This window comes from Agreia sp. Leaf210 (genome assembly GCF_001421485.1).
In the GTDB taxonomy this organism is placed as follows: Bacteria; Actinomycetota; Actinomycetes; order Actinomycetales; family Microbacteriaceae; genus Agreia.
In genome coordinates this window covers 748,048-770,612 of sequence record NZ_LMKK01000001.1, presented here as the reverse complement: position 1 = coordinate 770,612, position 22,565 = coordinate 748,048, and the positions used below count along the sequence as shown (strand labels likewise).

At 67.7% G+C, this 22,565-nt stretch carries 17 protein-coding genes; 11 read left to right on the top strand and 6 right to left on the bottom strand.

What is annotated here, in order from left to right; all coding sequences use genetic code 11:
- Nucleotides 1–44 precede the first annotated feature (44 nt).
- Nucleotides 45–1,490, bottom strand: a complete 1,446-nt coding sequence (locus ASE64_RS03620; protein ID WP_055777401.1) for an NtaA/DmoA family FMN-dependent monooxygenase — start codon at nucleotides 1,488–1,490, stop codon at nucleotides 45–47.
- A gap of 98 nt (nucleotides 1,491–1,588) precedes the next feature.
- Here ASE64_RS03620 and ASE64_RS03615 point away from each other — a divergent pair, with 98 nt between their 5' ends.
- Both ASE64_RS03615 and ASE64_RS03610 read left to right on the top strand, forming a co-directional pair.
- Nucleotides 1,589–2,788, top strand: a complete 1,200-nt coding sequence (locus ASE64_RS03615; RefSeq protein WP_055775995.1) for a MalY/PatB family protein — start codon at nucleotides 1,589–1,591, stop codon at nucleotides 2,786–2,788.
- Nucleotides 2,785–4,116: an O-acetylhomoserine aminocarboxypropyltransferase/cysteine synthase family protein gene (locus ASE64_RS03610; RefSeq protein ID WP_055775992.1), complete on the top strand. Its 1,332-nt coding sequence runs from the start codon at nucleotides 2,785–2,787 to the stop codon at nucleotides 4,114–4,116. Before ASE64_RS03615 ends, ASE64_RS03610 begins: the two co-directional genes overlap by 4 nt.
- On the opposite strand, the gene ASE64_RS03605 is transcribed toward ASE64_RS03610, so the two are convergent.
- From ASE64_RS03605 to ASE64_RS03595, 3 genes are all read right to left on the bottom strand, one after another.
- A complete protein-coding gene (locus ASE64_RS03605) occupies nucleotides 4,117–4,869 on the bottom strand; it encodes an ArsR/SmtB family transcription factor (protein WP_055775991.1) in 753 nt (250 codons plus the stop codon).
- Nucleotides 4,870–4,940: 71 nt separating this feature from the next.
- The gene (locus ASE64_RS03600) at nucleotides 4,941–7,496 is read right to left on the bottom strand and encodes a LuxR C-terminal-related transcriptional regulator (protein ID WP_055775988.1); all 2,556 of its coding nucleotides are present in this window, start codon (nucleotides 7,494–7,496) and stop codon (nucleotides 4,941–4,943) included.
- Nucleotides 7,493–8,077, bottom strand: coding sequence for a hypothetical protein (locus ASE64_RS03595; RefSeq protein WP_156351623.1), 585 nt, complete (start codon nucleotides 8,075–8,077; stop codon nucleotides 7,493–7,495). Before ASE64_RS03595 ends, ASE64_RS03600 begins: the two co-directional genes overlap by 4 nt.
- A 176-nt stretch (nucleotides 8,078–8,253) precedes the next feature.
- On the opposite strand from ASE64_RS03595, the gene ASE64_RS03590 reads away from it, so the two are divergent.
- From ASE64_RS03590 to araA, 5 genes are all read left to right on the top strand, one after another.
- Nucleotides 8,254–8,925 (top strand): hypothetical protein, encoded by a 672-nt coding sequence (locus tag ASE64_RS03590; RefSeq protein ID WP_055775979.1) that lies wholly within the window; start codon nucleotides 8,254–8,256, stop codon nucleotides 8,923–8,925.
- Complete coding sequence (locus ASE64_RS03585) at nucleotides 8,922–9,941, top strand: LacI family DNA-binding transcriptional regulator (protein WP_055775975.1); 1,020 nt, start codon at nucleotides 8,922–8,924, stop codon at nucleotides 9,939–9,941. The genes ASE64_RS03590 and ASE64_RS03585 overlap by 4 nt, the downstream gene beginning before the upstream one ends.
- A 175-nt stretch (nucleotides 9,942–10,116) precedes the next feature.
- A complete protein-coding gene (gene araB / locus ASE64_RS03580) occupies nucleotides 10,117–11,793 on the top strand; it encodes a ribulokinase (protein WP_055775972.1) in 1,677 nt (558 codons plus the stop codon).
- The gene (locus ASE64_RS03575; protein WP_055775970.1) at nucleotides 11,790–12,512 is read left to right on the top strand and encodes an L-ribulose-5-phosphate 4-epimerase; all 723 of its coding nucleotides are present in this window, start codon (nucleotides 11,790–11,792) and stop codon (nucleotides 12,510–12,512) included. The genes araB and ASE64_RS03575 overlap by 4 nt, the downstream gene beginning before the upstream one ends.
- Nucleotides 12,509–14,026 carry an L-arabinose isomerase gene (gene araA, locus ASE64_RS03570; RefSeq protein ID WP_055775968.1) on the top strand — a complete coding sequence of 506 codons (1,518 nt, stop codon included), beginning with the start codon at nucleotides 12,509–12,511 and terminating at the stop codon, nucleotides 14,024–14,026. Before ASE64_RS03575 ends, araA begins: the two co-directional genes overlap by 4 nt.
- A gap of 75 nt (nucleotides 14,027–14,101) precedes the next feature.
- On the opposite strand, the gene ASE64_RS03565 is transcribed toward araA, so the two are convergent.
- The gene (locus ASE64_RS03565; RefSeq protein ID WP_055775967.1) at nucleotides 14,102–15,505 is read right to left on the bottom strand and encodes a xylulokinase; all 1,404 of its coding nucleotides are present in this window, start codon (nucleotides 15,503–15,505) and stop codon (nucleotides 14,102–14,104) included.
- A 175-nt stretch (nucleotides 15,506–15,680) separates the two neighbouring features.
- A complete protein-coding gene (gene xylA / locus ASE64_RS03560) occupies nucleotides 15,681–16,871 on the bottom strand; it encodes a xylose isomerase (RefSeq protein ID WP_055775964.1) in 1,191 nt (396 codons plus the stop codon).
- A 398-nt stretch (nucleotides 16,872–17,269) separates the two neighbouring features.
- Here xylA and chvE point away from each other — a divergent pair, with 398 nt between their 5' ends.
- The 4 genes from chvE (at nucleotide 17,270) to ASE64_RS03540 (ending at nucleotide 22,554) form a co-directional block, all read left to right on the top strand.
- Nucleotides 17,270–18,397 carry a multiple monosaccharide ABC transporter substrate-binding protein gene (chvE, locus tag ASE64_RS03555; protein WP_055775959.1) on the top strand — a complete coding sequence of 376 codons (1,128 nt, stop codon included), beginning with the start codon at nucleotides 17,270–17,272 and terminating at the stop codon, nucleotides 18,395–18,397.
- Between the two features lie 97 nt (nucleotides 18,398–18,494).
- Nucleotides 18,495–20,060: a multiple monosaccharide ABC transporter ATP-binding protein gene (gene mmsA, locus ASE64_RS03550; RefSeq protein ID WP_055775956.1), complete on the top strand. Its 1,566-nt coding sequence runs from the start codon at nucleotides 18,495–18,497 to the stop codon at nucleotides 20,058–20,060.
- 5 nt (nucleotides 20,061–20,065) lie between these two features.
- Complete coding sequence (mmsB, locus tag ASE64_RS03545; protein WP_055775953.1) at nucleotides 20,066–21,277, top strand: multiple monosaccharide ABC transporter permease; 1,212 nt, start codon at nucleotides 20,066–20,068, stop codon at nucleotides 21,275–21,277.
- Nucleotides 21,278–21,321: 44 nt separating this feature from the next.
- A complete protein-coding gene (locus ASE64_RS03540) occupies nucleotides 21,322–22,554 on the top strand; it encodes an ROK family transcriptional regulator (RefSeq protein WP_055775950.1) in 1,233 nt (410 codons plus the stop codon).
- The last annotated feature ends 11 nt before the right edge of the window (nucleotides 22,555–22,565 follow it).

Sequence of the window (22,565 nt, the reverse complement as noted above, 5' to 3'; positions counted from 1 at the left end):
CGCAGCTTGACGCCGCCTGAAAGGCGCTGCCGGGCGACAATGCGTCAGATCACCCAGTTCGGCGCGATCTCGGGTGTCACCGGTGCTTCGCGAGCGGGCTTCGTGAGATGCAGGTGGCCTCTCAGGGTCTTCGCGTCGTAACCCTCGTTCACGAGGCCGCGGCGGATCAGCTCGGGCACGACGAGGTGGGCGAAGGCGTCGAACTGCTCGTGCAGAAATGCGCTCTGCACCGCGAACCCGTCGGTGGCGCCCGCGCGGAACCAGCGCTCGAGGTGGTCCGCGATGTCCGTGGGCGATCCCACGACGATGGGCGCCGGCACGGCCTGAGCCACGATGAGGTGTCGGAAGGTCACGGGCCGCGCGCCCCCGACCGTGCGACCAGCGCGCGACTCCGCGACCTCGAGCAGGCGCTGACCGACCGCGTTGAACCTCTCGGCCGTCGCGATCGAGACGGCCTCATCGACGGAGCGCTCGAGAAGCGGAAGGCCTACAGAGCGCAGGAGCGCCGCCGCGGACCGGTTCGGAGGGAGGGGAGGCGATGGAGCCCGGCGCGCTTCGCCGTCGTCGAGCGGCACGAGCTCGACGAGCTGGTCGTAGAGCGCGAACGCCGCCTCTCGGGTCTCGCCGACGATGGGCAGGATGGGCGTGATGATCGTGACGTCGCCGGGCGCGCGGCCGGCCGCGACCGCGCGCTGCTGGGCCTGTCGGTGGAACTCGACGGCGTCGCCGAGGCTCGACGGAGCGACCACGTGGATGTCCGCGTGCTGGGCGGCGAACTCGCGGGCGCGCGTCGAGACACCCGCGTGCACCACCGGAATCTGGCCCTGTACCGGGCGCAGCGCGTTGAGCGGGCCCGCGACGCTGAAGCGCCGACCCTGATGATCGATCGGGTCGACCCGCGAGTGATCCACCAGAGTTCCGCGCCTGGCGTCGGCGAGCACCGCGTCGTCGTCCCAGCTGTCCCAGAGGCCGCGCAGCACCCGCACGAACTCGACCCCGGTCTCGAAACGGTTGTCGTCGGAGCCCCCGGCATCCGTTCTGCCGAAATTGGCGCTCGCCCTCGGGTCGGTGCCGACGGTGAGGTTGAGGCCGAAGCGACCGCCCGAGAGCCGGTCGATGGATGCCGCGGCCCGGGCGATCGCGTACGGCTCGGAATGCGCGGTGTTGGCCGTGGCGATCAGGCCGATGTGGTTGGTGACGGCGGCGAGATAGGCCGCCGAGCTGAACGGATCGATGCGGGCGAGCAGTGACGGCTCTGTGTATTCGAGGTCTGAGCTCGACGAGAGCCAGTCGCCGAGAAAGAGGAAGTCGAGCCCCGCCTTCTCTGCGGTGCGTGCCAGCCGCTTGAGCGCGGCCGGATCGTTCGCCGGATTCTTGTGGGCGCCCGGATAGCGCCAGCCCGACGGGAACGCACCGAGTGTGCGCACCATCGCCCCGAGAACCAGGTGTCCATCGCGTTCTAGGGTGCGCACGGGCGTGGGGGTGGTCATGCGACGACGATAGGCGCGCGCTCCGACGAAGCCGAGCGGCGATGACACATGACGTAAAGCAGAGGCGGGCAGCGCGGCGCAGTCCGTACGATCGCTGCATGACTCACGCCTTCGACCGCATCACCCGTGCCGAGCTGAGCATCCCGTCGAGCCGCAAGTGGAGCCTGCACCCCGGAACCATCGGAGCGTGGGTGGCCGAGATGGACTTCGGAACCGCGCCGCAGGTGACCCGCGCTCTGCACCAGGCCATCGACGACGGCAACCTGGGCTACCTGGCGCCGGCCACCTCGCACGAGATGGGCAAGGCGACCGCGGCCTGGCATCGCGATGAGTACGGGTGGGACTTTCCGTGGCAGAACGTGCACGCCGTCTCCGACGTGATGGCGGCGCTCGAAGTCGCCATCACCAAGTTCTCTCCGGCCGGCACGGGCGTCATCATCCCGACCCCGGCATACATGCCGTTCCTCAGCTTCGTTCCCACCCTCGGCCGGGAAGTCTTCGAGGTTCCCGGAGTGACCGATGCCCGAACCGGTCGCTGGCAGCACGACCTCGCCGGCATCGAGGCGGCGTTCCACGCGGGGGCGCGCACGCTCATCCTCTGCAACCCGCAGAATCCCACCGGAACGGTGCTGACGCGCGACGAACTCGAGGCGATCGCGGCCATCGTCGACCGGCACAACGGTCGGGTCTTCGCCGATGAGATCCACGCGCCGCTGTGCTACGAGGGCGTCACCCACATTCCCTACGCGTCGCTGAGCGAGACCACGGCGAGGCACACGATCACGTCGACCTCGGCATCCAAGGCCTGGAACCTGCCCGGCCTCAAGACCGCGCAGCTGATCACCTCCAACACGGCCGACGAAGAGCTCTACCAGACCTTCGGATTCGCGGTCATGCATGGGGCGGCGACCCCGGGCGTCATCGCCGCGACCGTAGCCTACACCGAGGGTCGCGAGTGGCTCACCGAGGTCGTCGACTACCTCGACGGCAATCGGCGCCTGCTCAAAGAACTCCTCGCCGAGCACCTGCCCGAGGTGCGCTACACGATTCCGGATGCGACGTACATCGCCTGGCTCGACTGCTCCGATCTCGAGATCCCGGGGTCTGTCGCGGAGTTCTTTCGGACGCAGGCCGGGGTTACCGTGACCGACGGTGCGCTCTGCGGTCGCGGGTACGAGGGATACGCCCGCATCATCTTCGCCATGCCGAGGCCGATCCTCGAGCAGGCAGTCATCGAGATGGCGGCGGCCGTTCGCCGATGTCTCAGCCCTGCCCTCAAAGAAAGCAGCCTCCTGTGACCGACGCCACCCAGTCCTCCGATGTCGCGCAGCCCGAGTACGACTGGCAGGGGTACGCCTTCGACACCCGCCAGGTGCACGCCGGCGAGTACGAGGACCTGAACGCAGGAGCCCGCGTCTCGCCCATCGCGATGACCGCCGGCTACCGCTTCGACTCGTTCGACGACGCCCGCAACCGGTTCTCAGGAGACGCGGACGGGCTCATCTACTCGCGTCAACGCAACCCGTCGGGTGCCGTGGCCGAGAGGCGCATCGCCTCGCTCGAGCAAGGCTCGGAGGCGATCGTGGTCTCGTCGGGTCAGGCGGCCATCACGTCGGCCCTGCTCGCGCTCGCGGAGAACGGCGAACGCATCGTGTCGACAGCGAGCATCTACAGCGGAACGCGGGTGCTCTTCGGGCGCAGCTTCGCCCGATTCGGGGTCTCCGTCGACTACGTCTGGAACACGGCCGACGATGACGAGTGGGATCGGATCATCCAGCCGAACACGAAGGCGATCTTCACCGAGACCATTCCGAATCCTAAGAACGACATCGTCGACATCGAGCAGGTCGCCCGGGTGGCCGCCCGGCACGGCATCCCGTTGGTCGTCGACAACACGATCGCGTCGCCCTATGTCATCCGGCCCATCGAATACGGCGCCGCGGTCGTCGTGCACTCGTCGACGAAGTTCCTCTCGGGTCACGGCGCCGGCCTCTCGGGTGCGATCGTCGATGGCGGCACCTTCGACTGGGCCGCGTCCGAGCGGCGCTATCCGCTGCTGACCGAGCCGCAGGGCTCCGCTGCACTGTCGCTGCTGGAGCGCTACGGCCGCACCGGCTACGCGCGCCTCGCCCGCGAGGCTGTGGTCAACGACATCGGGCCGGCGCTGTCGCCGTTCAACTCGTTCCTGCTGCACCAGGGCATCGAGACCCTGTCGCTGCGCATGGAACGGCACCTCGACAGCTCGGTGGCCGTCGCGCGGTGGCTCGAGCAGCACCCGAAGGTCGAGAGCGTCGACTTCGCCGGGCTCGAATCGAATCCCGCGCACGAGCTGGCTCAGCGGCTGTACGGCGGTCGCACCGGATCGGTCTTCGCCGTGACCGTGCGCGGGGGAGCGGCCGGCGCCCGGGCCTTCCTCGACGGACTGCGCGTGATCAGCCGCATGACGAACATCGGCGATGTGAGGTCGATGGCCCTGCACCCTGCGACCACGACGCACATCTCGTTCAGCGAGGAGTTGCGCGAGCGGCTCGGCATCGGCCAGGGCCTGGTCAGGCTGTCGATCGGCATCGAGGACGTGAACGATCTCATCGCCGACCTCGACCAGGCTCTCGGCCGCGTCGCCTGATCAGGAGTACATGAGCGATCCCGGGGTGGTGAGCTTCTCGCCGGTCTCGAGGTAGGTCTTGAGGCCGGAGAGGATCATCGGCCAGCCGCCGTAGAGCTGATCGTTGGCGCCGTCGCGCAACTCGTCATGGGTGACGACGAGCCGACAGGAGTCTCCGAACTGCTCGATCTCCCACGTGATGCGCGTGGTGCCCTCGGCCTCGACCTCGTCGCTCCACCGGGCGTGCATCGATTGCACCAGTCTGCGCGGAGGGTCGACGACCAGGTTCACCCCGTCTCCCAGTGGGGCGTTCGCGTGGGGGCTGGTCTGCACGTAGCTCGACCCCTCGGTGAAGTCCGACTCGATGCGGTTGCCGAAGCTGTAGACGCTGCGGATCTGCGTATCGGTGATCGCCTGCCAGAGGCGCTCGGGAGTGGTGCGGATGTAGATCTCGAATACTTTCTCCATGGTTCTCTCCAGTTCTGTCTTGAGGTCGCTGAGCGCAGTGACCCAGGGTTCCGCGTACTTGCTCGTCCACCGGTCGTGCACGAGCCGGATGGGCACGGGGTTGAGGAAGTGCAGCTTCTCGCGGCCTCGTCGTCGAGTGATCACGAGTCCCGCCTCCTCCAGAATGCCCAGGTGCTTCATGACGCCGAAGCGGCTCATGTCGAATCGCGCTTCGAGCGCGCCCAGCGACTGGCCGTCGTCGAGAAAGAGCGCATCGAGGATCGCTCTGCGCGTAGGGTCGGCCAGGGCCCGGAACACCTCATCCATAGGCCGACGTTATGTGACTCTTTGGTCACCTGTCAAGGCTCGATCCAGCACCCCGGGCTGTCTCGGCGCCCCTAGCGCGGGTGGCGCCGGGCGCTGAGGGCGGCGATGGCATCGGCTCTGTTCGTCACGCCGAGTTTGCGATAGAGCGACCTGAGCTGAGACTTGACGGTGTTGGGCGAGACCACCAGAGCCGCCGCGATGTCGGAGGCCGACGCCAGGCGCACCAGTTGCTCGGCGACCGCCTCCTCGCGAGAGGTCAGGGGAATGCGCGTCGGGGCGATGGGGATGAGCGACGGCGCGGCCTCGAGGGCGGAAGCGACTCCGCTCAGTTCGTTCAGCATCGCCCGCTGATGCTGTTCGGGGATGAGCGCGAACGCGAGGCCCTGGTGGTTGTGTCGCAGAAAGGTCACGGCTCGGAGGGTGGCCGCGGATCCTTCGGCGCGTCCGGTCGCGACGAGGGCGGCCGCGCGCAGAACCAGAACTTCGGCTTCGACACGCGGAGTCTGGTCGTCTGCTGGGGAGGTGCGCTCGAGCAGCTCGAGGGTCGCATCGGGGTTGCCTCGCGCCAGCGAGATCCGCGCCAGGGCCACGGTGTCTCGTCGGCCGCGCTTGCCCTGTACCGAGAGTGCCTGCTCGGCGGCATCCGCGTCGCCCGCCGCCAGATACAGCAGTGATCGCGTCGCCCGCAGCCGGGCCGCGGTGAAGGGGCCGAGAGCCGACCGATTCAGATGCGTGTCGACCTCGCGCTCGAAGTCGAGCAGGGCACGATCGATGTCGCCGCGGAACAGCGCGATGAGTGCATCCAGGTGCGCGAGGATCGGCCAGTGCTCGATGGTGGGCCGGTGCTTGTCGAGCGACCGCACGTGGGTGTGCGCGGTCTCGTCATCGAAGCGTTCCAGAGCGACGAAGGCCCGCGCGATCTGCGAGAAGCTCCCCGCGTAACCGGTGGTCCAGCCGTCGGGCCACGTCCGTCGCTCGCCCTCTGCTGCCCGCTCCTCGGCGGTCACGAGGTCGCCCGTGATGGCGGCGGCGCCGGCTTCGAGCGCCAGCCCCTCGAGACCCGCGGGGAGGTTCTCGGCCTCGCCGATCGACGCGCTCCGGCGGAAGCAGTCCATGGCCTTGTCCATGCGGCCGTTGTAGAAGAAGCTCGTGCCGATGTGGGTGAAGAGCACGGGCACCAGCCGACCGAGCAGCGCTCGATCTTCCAGACTCATGACGGTGAGCGTCTCGTAGGCGGCCTCCGCGGCCGTCAGCGATGCCTCGAACGAGCCGAGGACTCTCAGCGAGGCGCTCTCGATTGTGCGAAAGAGCGCCCTGTCGGGAGGATCGGCCCGATCGCCCTGAATGCGCGAGGAGGCGATAGCCAGGCCGAACAGCTCGATCGCCCGGAGCCGGTGCTGCTTTCGCGCGTTGAAGATGAGCGCGAGCAGCATCGCGAGCAGCGGGTACTGCCTGAGCGCGAGCAGGGGTGTCTTCGCAAAGAGCTCGACGACCTGCGTCGGATGGTTGCGGAGCAGGAGAAAGGACGAGTCCCGCACGAACGTCGATGCGAGGGTGAGGTCTCGTGCGTGCACCGCGAACTCGAGCGCCTCGTAGGGGCGACCGTGATCGTGCGACCACTGCGCCACCTGACGACGCAGCCCTCTGAGCGAGCCTCGATCGGCACGGATCAACTCCTGCTGGAACGACTCGCGAAGCAGTGGCGTCAGGGTGAAGACCCTGTCCCTGGCGTCTCCGTGCCACAGTCCCAGCCCGTCTTGCTCTGCGCGGGCGAGAAGGCGAGCAGCGTCGGGCGAACCCGACAGATCGTGCGCCAGCGACTCGGTGAGCACGTCGGCGATCGAGATCGCCAGCAGAAACGAGCGGTACTCGTCGTCGGCCGGGGCGGATTCGGACGAGCCCGCGTTGGCCCACAGATAGCTCTCGTAGGTGTCGACGGCGCGCGCGACGCGCGCGGCGGCACCGGATGCCTGGGGTGCGGCCGCCGCTACGGCCCGCGTGAGCAGGGGCGAGCCACCCCAGCGCAGCACCTCGTCGACAAGCTCTTCGGACTCGTCGGGACCGAGGGCGGCACGGGCTTCGTCACGGGAGAACGCGAGCTCGCGCCACCCGATCACGCCGCGCTCGGCGGCGAGGACCGGCCCCGATGCATCGACGACGGCGATGCGCCGAGCCGACAGCACGAGGCGCAGACGGGGCACGCGAGGAAGGACCGCCAGGAGAGAGGCGAGCGCCTCGGCGCTCAGCAGATCCGCGCGATCGACGACCAGCGCGACGTCGTCGCCCAGCGCCTGCAGTCCGCGCCGCAGCAGAGACCACTCGTCGGTGCCGCCGACCAGCGCCGCGTCCGCCATGCGCAGGGGGTTCGTGTCGAGCAGCATTCCGGCCGCCGACAGCTCGGCGGCGACGAGCGACACCGCGGCCGGGCCGGAGGTGTCGGCCGATTCCAGCTGCACCCAGATGCCGCGCTGCGGGGTGTTCGCGGCCCATTCGGCCAGAAGCGATGTCTTTCCCGCTCCGGCCGGGCCGTGCACGATCACGAGGGGTGCGGCGGATTCGATGATGGAGACGAGTCCGGGTCGCGCGACGAGGTTCGGCGGAAGCCGGGGAGCGCCCCAGACGGTCACGAGCCACCCCGCCCGCGGTAACGCCGACGGATGCCGGCCCTCGACAGAGCCCGTTCGATGCGCACGGCGACGACCGCGAGCAGCAGAACCGAGAGCATCCGCCCGATGAAGGTGAAGACGACGACCCACACCGACATCACCGCGGGGTCGATGACGAGCAGAGAGATGGCGAAGAGCACGAGGGCCAGCGCCCCGGCGGCGAGGTACCAGATCGGCTCCCGCGCCCGCACGTAGAAGCGGCCGGCCAGCAGAACGAGTTCGGCGGTCAAGGCGGGCAGGCCGAGGGCGATCACGATCAAGAAACCGAGCGCGGTGAAGGGCAGTGCCAGGAGGCTCGCGATGAGGGCCGTGAGCAGCAGGGAGCCCGGCGCCCGGATCCAGCGCGCGGCCGCGAGGGGAACGAGCGACGAGACCGAGCCGATCACCGAGTAGGCGATGGGTGAGGCGAGCGCGACCGACGAGGTGAGCGGGCTCATCGCCACGATGATCACGGCCGTGACCGCGCCGAATGCCGCGCACTGCAACAGCATCGACGTGCTCCACGCCGACATCGTTCTGGGTGCGCCCCCGGTCTTCGTCACGTCAGGAGAGCGGGGTCGATCGGCACGAATCCGAAAAGTCCCATAACGTCATGATGCCTCATTAAACACCTGTTGCCACATCTCTGTCGCCACGCCTCGGCCCGACCGCGAGACGGGTCGACGTGCGCTCGCGGCCAGCCGGTATCCTGGCGACACAGCCTGAGACAGGAGTCCGCGTGAGCCAGCTGAGCCAGCCCCCCGCCTTCTCGTACCCGAATCAGCGTGTCGTCCGACCTCCGCTGTCGAACGACGAGCGCAAGCGGGCGTTCCTGGCCGGAGCGATCTCGAACACGGTCTTGACCGCCGGACTCGGCATCGTCTCGGCGGCCGGTTTCGTCATCCTGTTCGGCGTCATCTGGCAATTCGTTCTTGTCCTGGTCAGATCGTCCGGTTCGGCGGGACCCAAGTTCGACAACAGAGGGCCGGTCGAGTCGGTCCTCGAGTGGCTCGGCTACGATCCTGCCGACGCCTGGATCTTCTGGGTCGTGATCGTGGTCGTCCTGGTCGCGGGCGGCTTCGTCACCTGGGCCGGAATCTGGATCGGCAAAGCCATCTTCGCGGAATCCGGTGCGGCCAGGCCGTGGGGCGTCACCTGGAGCGCGACGGGCATCCTGCTCGGACTCGGGCTCATCTCGTCGTCGGTGATCTCGCCGGTCGCCGGTCCGCTCTTCTCGATCATGTTCGGCGCCCTCGCCGCGAGCGGAACGCCGACCGATGAGGGCATGGCCAGTGCGGGCGTGGTCGTCGCCGTCTCGATCATCGGAGCGATCGTCTCGGTCGCCTTCTATGCCGTTGCCGGCTCTCTCGTGTGGTGGTGGATGGCGCACGCCCTGCGCAGGGCCGCGTGACCCAGCCGCAGGCATCCGGGCGGGCCCCCAGCATCCGCGATGTCGCCCGTCTTGCGGGGGTATCGCACCAGACGGTGTCGCGTGTGCTGAACGCCCACCCGAGCATCCGGCCCGAGACCCGCGAGCGTGTGCTCGCCGTCATGGGCGAACTGAACTACCGCCCCAATCGGGCCGCACGGGCGCTCGTGACCTCGCGTTCGGCGACCCTCGGGGTGCTCTCGGCGTCGAGCGCCCAGTACGGGCCGGCCTCGAGCATCCGTGCCATCGAGCGCGCGGCCCGCGCCGAGGGCTACTTCGTGAACACGGTCAACGTCGACGGCTCCGACGTCGGCGAGATCGAGGCCGCGCTCACCCACCTGCTCGACCTCGGAATCGAGGGGCTCGTCGTGATCGCGCCGCAGGTGAGGGTCTTCGACGCGCTGGTGTCGCTCGGGCTCGACCTGCCCTTCGTCACGATGCAGTCCACGGGTCGACAGGGTGACCATGCGCTCTCGGTCGACCAGATCACGGGCGCGAGGCGCGCGACGAGGCATCTGATCGACCTCGGGCACACGCGCATCCAGCATCTGGCTGGTCCCTTGGACTGGATCGAGGCGGAGGCGCGCATCGTGGGATTCCACGCGGAACTCGAGGCCGCGGGGCTGCCCCGGGTCGAGCCGCTCGTCGGCGACTGGACCCCGGAATCCGGCTACGCCGCCGGGCAGACGATCGCCCGCGATGGCGGACCGACGGCCGTGTTCTCCTCCAACGACCAGATGGCCCTCGGCCTGCTGCACGCGCTGCGCGACGCGGGGCTGGATGTTCCGGGTGACGTCAGCGTCGTCGGTTTCGACGACATTCCCGAGGCCGCGCACTTCTGGCCACCGCTCACGACGGTGCGGCAGGACTTCGACGAGTTCGGGCGGCGCTGCATCGGCCTGCTGCTCGCCGCGATCCGCAGTGCCCCCGCAGAGGAGCGCGCCCTCGTGCCCGATCTGATCGTGCGGTCGTCGACGGCCTCGCCCCGCTCGCGCTGAGCATCCGCGCCTCTTCGGGGCATCCGCCCCCGGTCGTCCAGGCGCGGATGCACCGGGTCGGCGCGGACGCCGCGCTTGACATTCCGAGGCAGCGCTCGGGTAACATGAACACGGCAATGTGAACGGTCACATTCGCCGGATCCACCGCGTGAGAACGAACGAAGGAGTTCCCCCGATGAGTACTGCCGACACGAACGACGACGAACGCTACGTCGTCGGCATCGACTACGGAACCCTCTCCGGTCGTGCCGTCGTCGTGCGCGTCAGCGATGGCGCCGAACTGGGCAGCGGTGTTCTCGAATACCCGCACGCGGTCATGGATCGCACCCTCGCGGCATCCGGTGCCGCCCTGCCGCCCGAGTGGGCCCTGCAGGTGCCGAGCGACTACGTCGACGTGCTGAAGCACACGGTTCCCGCGGCCCTTGCCGAGGCGGGCATCGACCCGTCGAAGGTCATCGGAGTGGGCACCGACTTCACCGCCTGCACGATGGTTCCGACGATCGCAGACGGCACGCCGCTCAACGAGCTGCCCGAATACGCCGACCGTCCGCACGCGTACGTGAAGCTCTGGAAGCACCACGCGGCGCAGCCCCAGGCCGACCGCATCAACCGGGTGGCCGAGGAGCGCGGCGAGTCCTGGCTTCCCCGCTATGGCGGACTCATCTCGAGCGAGTGGGAGTTCGCCAAGGGCCTGCAGCTGCTCGAAGAAGACCCCGAGCTGTACAACCGCATGGACCACTGGGTCGAGGCCGCCGACTGGATCGTCTGGCAGCTGACCGGTGAGTACGTGCGCAACGCCTGCACCGCCGGTTACAAGGGAATCTGGCAGGACGGCGAGTACCCGTCGTCCGACTTCCTCGCCGCGCTGAATCCCGACTTCGCCGACTTCGCCACCAGCAAGGTCGAGCACCGCATCGGCCAGCTCGGGGATGCCGCGGGTCGGCTCTCCGCCGAAGCCGCAGCATGGACGGGCCTGCCGGAGGGCATCGCCGTGGCCGTCGGCAACGTCGACGCCCACGTGACCGCTCCCGCCGCGCGCGCCGTCAAGCCGGGACAGATGGTCGCCATCATGGGCACGTCGACCTGCCACGTCATGAACTCCGACATCCTCAAAGAGGTACCCGGAATGTGCGGCGTCGTCGACGGCGGCATCGTCTCGGGCCTCTACGGCTACGAGGCCGGCCAGTCCGGCGTCGGCGACATCTTCGCGTGGTACGTCGAGAACCAGGTTCCCGCCCACTATCGCGAGGCGGCCGATGCGCGCGGCATCAGCATCCACCAGTATCTGACCGAGCTGAGCGAGCACCAGCCGGTCGGCGGCCACGGGCTGCTCGCCCTCGACTGGAACAACGGCAACCGCTCCGTTCTCGTCGACACCGAGCTCTCCGGGCTGCTCGTCGGGCAGACGCTCGCGACCCGCGCAGAAGAGATCTACCGCGCCCTGCTCGAGTCGACCGCCTTCGGAACGCGCAAGATCATCGAGACGTTCAACGAGTCGGGTGTCGAGGTGACCGAGTTCATCGCGGCCGGCGGCCTGATCAAGAACGCGTTCCTCATGCAGACGTACAGCGACATCCTGCGCATGCCGATCTCTGTGCTCGCGAGCACGCAGGGCCCCGCGCTCGGTTCCGCGATCCACGCGGCGGTCGCGGCCGGCGCGTACCCCGACGTGCTCGCCGCCAGCGAGGCCATGGGCCGCCTCGATGTGGCCGTCTACGTGCCGAAGGAGGCCAACGCAGATGCCTACGACGCGCTCTACGCCGACTACTCCGAGCTGCACGACTACTTCGGTCGCGGCGCCAACGATGTGATGAAGCGGCTCAAGACCGCACGAAAGAAGGCCCTCGCGTGAGCGACTCAGTGATCGACTTCTCGCCCGAGATCCAGGATGCGATCGCGCGCGTTCGCGGCGACGTCGCGCGGCTGCACGGCGAGCTGGTGCGCTACGGCCTCGTGATCTGGACCGGCGGAAACATCTCCGGCCGCGTTCCGGGTGCCGACCTGTTCGTGATCAAGCCGTCCGGCGTCGACTACGACGAGCTCACGCCCGAGAACATGATCCTCTGCGATCTCGACGGCACCGTCATCCCGGGCACACCCGGTTCCGAGCGCTCGCCCTCCAGCGACACGGCCGCGCACGCCTACGTGTACCGGCACATGCCCGAGGTCGGGGGAGTGGTGCACACGCACTCCACCTACGCGGTCGCCTGGGCTGCCCGCGCCGAGCCGATCCCGTGCGTCATCACGGCCATGGCAGACGAATTCGGCGGAGAGATCCCGATCGGCCCGTTCGCGATCATCGGCGACGACTCGATCGGACGCGGCATCGTCGAGACGCTCAAGGGCCACCGCTCGCGCGCCGTGCTCATGAAGAGTCACGGACCGTTCACGATCGGCAAAGACGCCCGCGACGCCGTCAAGGCGGCCGTCATGGTCGAAGACGTCGCCCGCACCGTGCACATCTCCCGCCAGCTCGGCGCACCGGTCGAGATTCCCGAGCCCGCGATCGACTCGCTCTTCGACCGCTACCAGAACGTCTACGGACAGAACCCCGAAGGATCCCTCGCATGAGCACACTCCGCACCTCTCTCGACGACTACGAGATCTGGTTCCTCACCGGCAGCCAGGGACTCTACGGAGAAGAGACCCTCCGCCAGGTAGCCGAGCAGTCGAAGACGATCGCCGACACCCTCGAGGCGTCCACGGGCATCCCGGTGCGCATCGTGTGGAAGCCGGTTCTGACCGACTCCGACGCGATCCGTCGCATGGCCCTCGAGGTCAACGCGAACGACAAGGTCATCGGCGTCACCGCCTGGATGCACACCTTCTCGCCCGCGAAGATGTGGATCACGGGTCTCGACCTGCTGCGCAAGCCTTTGCTGCACCTCCACACGCAGGCGAACGTCGAGCTGCCCTGGGGCGAGATCGACTTCGACTTCATGAACCTCAACCAGGCTGCCCACGGCGACCGAGAGTTCGGCTACATCCAGGCTCGCCTCGGCGTCGCCCGCAAGACGGTCGTCGGCCACGTCACCGACCCGAGCGTGCAGAAGCAGATCTCCGACTGGAGCCGCGCGGCTGCCGGCTGGGCTGCCACTCATGAGATGAAGCTCGCCCGTTTCGGCGACAACATGCGCTACGTCGCGGTCACCGAGGGCGACAAGACCGAGGCCGAGCTGCGGTTCGGCGTTCAGGTCAACACCTGGGGCGTCAACGAGCTGGTCGAGGCCGTGGATGCGCAGAGCGACGCCGATGTCGACGCTCTCGTGGCGGAGTACGAAGAGCTCTACGACGTCGTGCCCGAACTGCGCAAGGGCGGCGAGCGTCACGAGTCGCTGCGCGACGGCGCTCGCATCGAGCTGGGCCTGCGCTCCTTCCTCGAGGCCGGCGGATTCTCGGCATTCACGACGAGCTTCGAAGACCTCGGCGGCCTCAAGCAGCTGCCGGGCCTCGCGGTTCAGCGCCTCATGGCCGAAGGCTACGGCTTCGGTGCCGAGGGCGACTGGAAGACGGCCGTACTCGTGCGCGCAGCCAACGTGATGGGCGCGGGCCTGCCCGGCGGCGCCAGCCTCATGGAGGACTATACCTACGACATGACTCCCGGCGCGGAGCTCATCCTGGGCGCCCACATGCTCGAGGTCAGCCCGGCGCTTACGACCACGAAGCCCACGCTCGAGATCCACGCGCTCGGCATCGGTGGAAAAGACGACCCGGTGCGCCTGGTCTTCACCGCCGACTCCGGCCCCGCCGTCGTCGTCGCACTCTCCGACATGCGCGACCGCTTCCGGCTCGTCGCCAACGTGGTCGAGGTCGTCCAGCCCACCGCTCCGCTGCCGAAGCTTCCCGTCGGCCGCGCCGTGTGGAAGCCCGAGCCCAACTTCCAGACCTCGGCCGCAGCCTGGCTGACGGCCGGTGCGGCGCACCACACGGTCATGTCGACCGCGCTGGGGCTCGAGGTGTTCCAGGACTTCGCCGAGATCGCGAAGACCGAGCTGCTCGTCATCGACGAGAACACCGAGCTGCGCGAGTTCGCGAAAGAGGTGCGCTGGAACGCGGCGTACTACCGCCTGGCGCAGGCGATCTAGCGCCCGCTGACACACGAAGCGACGGATGCTGCCGGTCACCCGGCAGCATCCGTCGCGGTCGTTAAGAGGGCCGGCTCAGACCGCGTGAGCCGCGTACTGCTCCCGGATGATCGGGCGGTAGTCGGGAGCCGGCGTCGCGACCGTGGCGACCTTCCACGATGGACGCGTGCCCGTGAGGGCCCAGGCGGCCTGGGTCGCGGCGCCGTCGGCCACGTATTCGCCGGGCGTCGGGATGCTCACGGGCAGCTCGAAGACCTGGGCGACGATCGCCTGCACGGCCGGGTTCAGGGCGGCTCCGCCGATGATGAGCAGTCTCTCCGCCTGCACGCCGAGAGCGGTGACCGCCGCGACGCCGTCGGCCAGACCGCAGAGTAGACCCTCGATCGCGGCGCGTGCGAGTCCTTCGCGCGTGGTCGACGCGAGCGTCATGCCGAAGAGAGTGGCGGTGGCGTCGGGCAGATTGGGAGTGCGTTCGCCCTCGAAGTACGGCTGCAGCACGAGTCCTTGAGAGCCGGGCTCCGCGGCGAGGGCGAGGGTGCCGAGTTCGTCGTGGGTGACGCCGAGAAGCCGCGCCGTCGCATCCAGGATGCGCGCGGCATTGAGGGTGGCGACCAGCGGCAGCGACAGGCCGCTCGCGTCGGCGAAGCCGGCGACGGTGCCCGTGGTGTCGTTGATGGGGGTCTCGGTCACGGCGAAGACCGTGCCGCTCGTGCCGATCGAGACGACCACGTCGCCGGCGCGTGCGCCGAGTCCGAGTGCGGCTCCCGCGTTGTCGCCGGCGCCCGCGCCGAGAACGACGCCCGACGGAGTCGTTCCGGGCGACTCAGCGGGGCCGAGGACGCGGGGGAGGATGCAGTCGTGGCCCAGGGCTGCCACGAGGAGTTCCCGGTCGTATTCGCCTGAGACCGAGTCGAAGTAGCCCGTTCCGCTGGCATCGGAGCGGTCGGTGGTGAGCTCGGAGAGCACCGGGCCGAGCGGGCTCGTGTCGTCGCCGGCGGGGCCGAAGCCGCGAAGGCGCCAGGTCAGCCAGTCGTGGGGGAGGGCCACAGCGGCGACGCGCTCGGCGTTCTGCGGCTCGGCATCGCGCAGCCAGCGGAGCTTGGTGATGGTGAACGATGCCACGGGAACGCTCCCCGTGCGTCGCGCCAGCTCTGCCGCTCCGAACTCCGCGATCAGTGCGGTGGCGGCGGGCGCCGAGCGCGTGTCGTTCCAGAGCAGGGCGTCGCGGATGACCCGGCCGTCGGCATCCAGAGCGACCATGCCGTGCTGCTGGCCGCCCACGGCCAGCGCCGCCACGTCGTCGAGGCCTCCGGCCGCGGTGAGCGCCTGGCGCAGGGCCTGCCACCAGGCTGCCGGGTCGACCTCGGTGCCCTCCGGATGCGGCGCGCGGCCCATTCTCTTGAGCGCACCGGTCTCGGCGTCACGGATGACGACCTTGCAGCTCTGGGTGGACGAGTCGACGCCGGCGACGAGGGGCATGATGGCTGATTCCTTAAGGATGAAAACGGGTCGTTCCCTGAGCTTGTCGAAGGGGCCCTTCGACAAGCTCAGGGAACGTATAGGGGTGGCCGCGGGGGATACGGCTCAGGGTCTGCCGCGTCTTCGGGCTGCCGCCTTTCGCGCGCTAACGCGGCGACGCACCGGCGTCGCCGCGTTACCGCGCGCCAAGCAGGTGCTCGAGTGCGAGCTGCTGCAGACGCACGAAGCCGAAGCCCTTGCCGTTGAAGTACGCGTCGGCGTCGAACTCTTCGTAGGCGCTGCGGTCGGCGAGCAGGTCGTCGTAGCTCTCGCCGTCGCCGAGCGTGTTCTGCGACAGCTCGAGAACGCGCGACGCGGCAAGCTGCTCCTGCACCTCGGGGTCGGCGCGGAACGCGGCCGCGCGCTCCTTGAGCAGCAGGTAGGTGCGCATGTTCGCGGCGGCGGAATCCCAGACACCGGTGATGTCTTCGGTGCGCGAGGGCTTGTAGTCGAAGTGACGCGGGCCGTCATAGGCGGGTCCGCCGTTCGGGCCGCCGTTCTCGAGCAGGTCGACGAGAGCGAACGCGTTCTGCAGGTCGCCGTGACCGAACACGAGGTCCTGGTCGTACTTGATGCCCCGCTGGCCGTTGAGATCGATGTGGTAGAGCTTGCCCTGGTAGAGGGCCTGGGCGATGCCGGCGGCGAAGTTCAGCCCGGCCATCTGCTCGTGACCGACCTCGGGGTTCACTCCCACGAGTTCGGGGCGTTCGAGCGTGTTGATGAACGCGAGAGCGTGGCCGAGGGTCGGCAGCAGGATGTCGCCGCGCGGTTCGTTCGGCTTGGGCTCGATCGCGAAGCGGATGTCGTAGCCCTTGTCGGTGACGTAGTCGCCGAGCATGTTGACTGCCTCGCGGTAGCGCTCGAGGGCCTGGCGGATGTCTTTGGCCGAGTCGTACTCGGCGCCCTCGCGGCCGCCCCACATGACGAACGTCTTCGCACCGAGCTCGGCGGCGAGGTCGATGTTGCGCAGCACCTTGCGTAGGGCGAAGCGGCGAACAGCGCGGTCGTTCGAGGTGAAGCCGCCGTCTTTGAACACGGGGGCGGAGAACAGGTTGGTGGTGACCATCGGAACGATCACGCCGGTGTCGGCCAGCGCCTGCTTGAGGCGGTCGATCTGCGTCTGGCGCTCGGCGTCGGTGGAACCGAAGGCGAACAGGTCGTCGTCGTGGAACGTCAGGCCGTAGGCGCCGAGCTCGTTGAGCTTGTGCACGGCCTCGACCACGTCGAGGGGGGCCCGGGTGGGGCCGCCGAATGGATCGGCCCCGTTGTAGCCGATGGTCCAGAGGCCGAAGGAGAACTTGTCATCGCGTGTGGGCTCGAGAGCCATGGTGGATACCCGTCTTTCAACGTCGTTGGTGAATTGTTGCTGTCGAAAACATATCAGTTTCGATCCCCGTGGGCCAGATGCGCGGCGGTCGTTTTCTCCGAGATCGAATTGTTATCTCCGCAAACTAATACGCCGCGGCGCTGATTTTCGGGCGTGTGAACGGTCACATCGAGACGCGCCGACGTCGCTTCCAGATCGGCATCGAGGTTTTGCGTAGACGCACGCCGAGATCGTGGGATATGTTCGCTCCGTCAACAAAGGTCGTGAAAACGACCGGGGCTATCACAGCGATGCCCCGTTACGAGGGAGTAATTGTCGACAGGCAGTCTTCCTCCGCGTCTGACGCCGGCCCCCATCGATCGGGCCGGACCCTGGCAGCATTCAGAGAGGAAAGCACCATGACCACGAAACCCACGAGACGGCTCCTGGCCGTTCTCGCCACTTCAGCGGTGGCTCTGTCACTCGCCGCATGTGCGAGCAGCCCCGCGACGACCGACGGCGCATCCGGAGATGCGATCAAGGATTGCAACGTCGGTATCTCGATGCCCACGCGTTCGCTCGAGCGCTGGATCAACGACGGCGAGCAGCTGCAGAAGGCCCTCGAGGGCGCTGGTTGCACCGTCGACCTCCAGTACGCCGACAACAAGACCGACCAGCAGATCAGCCAGATCCAGAACCAGGTCGCCGGCGGCTCGAAGATCCTCGTGATCGCGGCCATCGACGGCAAGGTCCTCGCTCCCGTGCTCGACGAGGCGAAGAAGCAGGACGCCACCGTCATCGCGTACGACCGCCTGATCAACGGCACCGACAACGTCGACTACTACGCCACCTTCGACAACTACAAGGTCGGCACCCTGCAGGGCCAGTACATCGAAGAGCAGCTCGGCCTCAAGGACGGCAAGGGCCCGTTCAACCTCGAGCCCTTCGCCGGCAGCCCCGACGACAACAACGCCAAGTTCTTCTTCTCCGGTGCGTGGGATGTTCTGCAGCCGTATGTGGAGAAGGGCCAGCTGGTCGTCCCCAGCGGCAAGGCGCCGAAGAGCGATGACGACTGGGCCTCGATCGGTATCCAGGGCTGGGCGAGCGACAAGGCCCAGGCCGAGATGGATAACCGTCTGTCGTCGTTCTACACCGGTGACCAGAAGGTCAACGTCGTCCTCTCCCCGAACGACAGCCTGGCCATCGGCATCGAGGCTTCGCTGAAGTCGGCAGGCTACACGCCCGGCGACGCGTACCCGATCATCACCGGACAGGACGCCGACAAGGCCAACGTCAAGGCGATCCTCGACGGCGAGCAGTCGATGACCGTGTGGAAGGACACCCGCGCCCTCGGCGACCGCGTCTTCCAGATGATCAAGTCGATCGCAGCCGGCGAAGAGGTCGAGGTCAACGACACCGAGACGTACGACAACGGCAACAAGGTCGTTCCCTCGTACCTGCTCGACCCCGAGGTCGTCGTCAAGGACGACGTGCAGACGAAGCTGATCGACTCCGGCTTCCTCAAGGCGTCCGACGTCGGACTCTAAAGTTCCACCCGGTCGGCCCCGCCACGATGGCGGGGCCGACCTTCTCCGTCGGCGTGGAGCCGACGATCTCAGACAGATGTGAAAAGGAGGGAGCCCGATGAGCATCCAGGACAGCGTGAGCGACAGCGTGCAGCAGCACGACGTGATTCTGCGCATGAACGACATCGTCAAGGACTTCAGTGGAGTGAAGGCGCTCGACGGTGTCTCGATCACCGTGCGGCGAGGCGAGGTCCACGCGATCTGCGGCGAGAACGGCGCGGGCAAGTCGACCCTGATGAAGGTGCTCTCCGGGGTGTATCCCGCGGGCAGCTTCGGCGGGTCGATCGAATTCGAGGGCCACGAGGTGGCCTTCAGAAGCATCAACGACAGTGAGCACGAGGGCATCGTGATCATCCACCAGGAGCTCGCGCTGAGCCCCTACCTGTCGATCGCCGAGAACATCTTTCTCGGCAACGAACTCTCGAGCCGGGGAGTCATCGACTGGAACAAGACCAACCGCGAGGCAGCCCTCCTCTTGGCCCGCGTGGGCCTCGACGAGAACCCCGCCACCAAGATCCTCGAACTCGGCGTCGGCAAGCAGCAGCTTGTGGAGATCGCGAAGGCGCTGTCGAAGCGGGTGAAGCTGCTCATCCTCGATGAGCCCACCGCGGCCCTCAACGACGAGGACTCGGCCCACCTGCTCAGCCTGATCGATCACCTGCGCATGCAGGGCATCACCTGCATCATCATCAGCCACAAGCTGAAGGAGATCAAGAGGATCGCAGACACCGTCACGGTGATCCGAGACGGCAGGACGATCGAGACCATCCCGATGGACGGGCCCGACGCGACCGAGGCGCGCATCATCCGCGCCATGGTCGGCCGCGATCTCAACAGCCTGTTCCCGCCCCGTGACTCCAACATCGGAGACGAGGTACTGCGCGTCGAAGACTGGACCGTGTACCACCCGGTCGACACCTCGCGGGTGGTGGTCGACGGCGCATCGTTCACCGTGCGGGCCGGCGAGATCGTGGGATTCGCGGGTCTTATGGGCGCCGGTCGCACCGAGCTGGCCATGAGCATCTTCGGCCGCTCCTACGGAACCAACATCTCGGGGCGCATCTTCAAGAACGGCGTCGAGATCCAGAACCGCACCGTCGACGAGGCGATCCACAACGGATTCGCCTACGCCACGGAAGACCGCAAGAAGTACGGTCTCAACCTGATCGGCGACATCCAGGTGAATGTGTCGGCCGCGGCCCTCGCCAAACTCGCGAAGGCCGGCGTCGTCGACTCCCACCGTGAGTACAAGGTGGCCGACTCCTACCGCGAGAAGATGAACATCAAGGCGCCCAGCGTCGCCTCCATCACCGGCAAGCTGTCGGGCGGGAATCAGCAGAAGGTCGTGCTGTCGAAGTGGATCTTCGCAGGCCCCGACGTGCTGATTCTCGACGAACCCACGCGAGGCATCGACGTGGGAGCGAAGTACGAGATCTACGGCATCATCAACGAGCTCGCCGCGCAGGGCAAAGCCGTTGTCGTGATCTCGAGCGAACTGCCCGAGCTGCTCGGACTCGCCGACCGTATCTATGCGATCTCGGAGGGAAAACTCACTGGTGAGGTCTCCCGCGAGAACGCGTCCCAGGAAACCCTCATGCACTACATGACCGCGGGAAAGGACTGACCCCGATGAGCACGACAACCCCCACCCTCACACCCCCGGTGCCCGGAAAACGGCGCATACCCAAGCTCTCCATCAACTTCAGGCAGTACGGCATCCTGGCGGCCCTCGCGGTCATCGTCATCCTCTTCCAGATCATGACGAACGGCCGCCTCCTGTTGCCCGGCAACGTGAACAACCTGATCCAGCAGAACGCCTACGTTCTGATCCTCGCCATCGGCATGGTGATCGTGATCATCGCCGGCCACATCGACCTATCGGTCGGCTCGGTGGTGGCCATGGTCGGAGCGGTCTCCGCCATCAGCATGAACTCCTGGGGCTTCCCGTGGTGGGCCGCCGTGATCCTGGCTCTGGTCGTGGGAGGTGTGGTTGGCGCCTGGCAGGGATTCTGGGTCGCCTACGTCGGCATACCCGCGTTCATCGTGACGCTCGCGGGCATGCTCATCTTCCGTGGCCTCACACTCGTGCTGCTCACCGGCGGAACGATCAGCGGTCTCCCCGCCGAGTTCACCGCGATCGGCGCGGGATGGCTTCCCGCATGGCTCGGCGAGGTCGCCGGCCGCGACGTGCTCACCCTCGTTCTCGGCGCCTTGACCGTGGTCGTGCTGCTGGCTCAGGGTCTGCGCTCGCGGGCCACGCTGCGCAAGCTCGACCTGCCTCGCGAGCCCATGGTGTCGTTCTGGATCAAGAACGGCATCGCGGCGGTCGCCATCCTCGCGTTCACCTGGCTGCTCTCCGACTACAGCGGAACCCCGATCATCCTGATCATCCTCGCCGTCCTGATCCTGCTCTACACCTTCCTGCTCAACCGCTCGGTGTTCGGCCGTCACGTCTACGCCATGGGCGGCAACCTGTTCGCCGCCGTCATGAGCGGTGTCAAGACGAAGCGGGTCAACTTCTTGATCTTCGTGAACATGGGCATTCTCGCCGGCCTCGCCGGCGTCGTCTCGACCGCCCGTGCCGGCGGTGCCGTCGCGTCGGCCGGTCAGAACTACGAGCTGGATGCGATCGCGGCCGTCTTCATCGGAGGCGCGGCCGTTCAGGGTGGCGTGGGTACCGTGGTGGGTGCCGTCATCGGTGGTCTCGTGATGGGCGTTCTCAACATGGGACTGTCTATCCTGTCGGTCGATGCCGCGTGGCAGATGGCCATCAAGGGCTTCGTTCTGCTGTTGGCCGTCGCATTCGATATCTTCAACAAGCGGCGCGCAGGCGGACGCTGATCCGGAGCCCGCATATCGAGACCACGAGGGGAGAGTGAGGTCGGATGAGTACGGCATCACTCGCCCTCGGTAGCAGGGGCGGCTCGAGCAACGACCAGCTCAGGCGCTACAACCTGTCGATGGTCATGACGCTCATCCATCACTCGGGCGGCTGCTCGAGGGCGGAGATCACGCGGCGCATGGGGTTGAACCGCTCCACGGTCGGGGCACTCGTCGCCGAGCTGGTCGAGCTCGGGCTCGCCTTCGAGGGCGAGCCCGAGTCGGTCTCCGGCCGGGTCGGTCGCCCCAGCGTGCAGGTCTTTCCGAATCCGGCCATCGTGGCGCTCGCCGTCTACCCCGACGTCGATGCCATCACCGTCTGCATCGTCGGGCTCGGCGGCGAGGTGATCCGTCGCATCCGATACGACACCGTTCGGGTGCCTACGGTGCACGAGACGGTCAACGTCGTCAAGGCGATCGTCGACGGGATGCGCGGCGAGATCGAGTCGAGCTTCAGGGTCGCCGGCGTGGGTGTCGCCGTTCCCGGGCTGGTGAACTCCAAAGACGGGCGGGTGCTCATCGCCCCGCACCTCGGATGGCGGGACGCCTCTCTCGCCGCGGCGCTCGCAAAGGCGCTGGACTACCCGGTGTTCGCCGGCAACGACGCGAGCCTCGGCGCCATCGCCGAGAGTCTGTTCGGCATCGCCCGCGGCATGGACGATCTCGTCTACCTCAACGGCAGCGCGAGCGGCATTGGAGGGGGACTCATCATCGGCGGCTCTCCGCTGCGTGGCACGAGCGGCTACGCGGGCGAGCTCGGCCACACCCTGGTGAACAACATGGGTTCGCGCTGCCACTGCGGCCGCACCGGATGCCTCGAGACAGAGGTGAGCCTCAGCCGGCTCCTCGCCGTGCTCAAGCTTCCCCGGGCCGATCAGGATGAGCTCGAGATCGCGCTCGGTGTCTCCCGCGACCCGAAGGTCATGCGCGAGGTACAACGGCAGATCGACATGCTCTCCGAGGCCATCTCGAACTTCGTGAACATGTTCGATCCCGAGATCGTGATCCTCGGCGGGTTCCTCGCGTCGCTCCTCAGCGTCGGGCGCGAAAGACTGGCGGATGCCGTTCGGCTGCGTTCCATGAGCAGCATGGGTCACAGCGTGGTCATCGAGAAGGCCAGCCTGCGCTCGCGCATCATCATGGTCGGCGCGGCGGAACTCGCCTTCGCGGGTCTGCTCGACGACCCCGCCGGCTTCGCCCGCGGCGACGCCGGGCGGGTCGGTCAGCCGCGCGGGTGAGTCAGAATAGA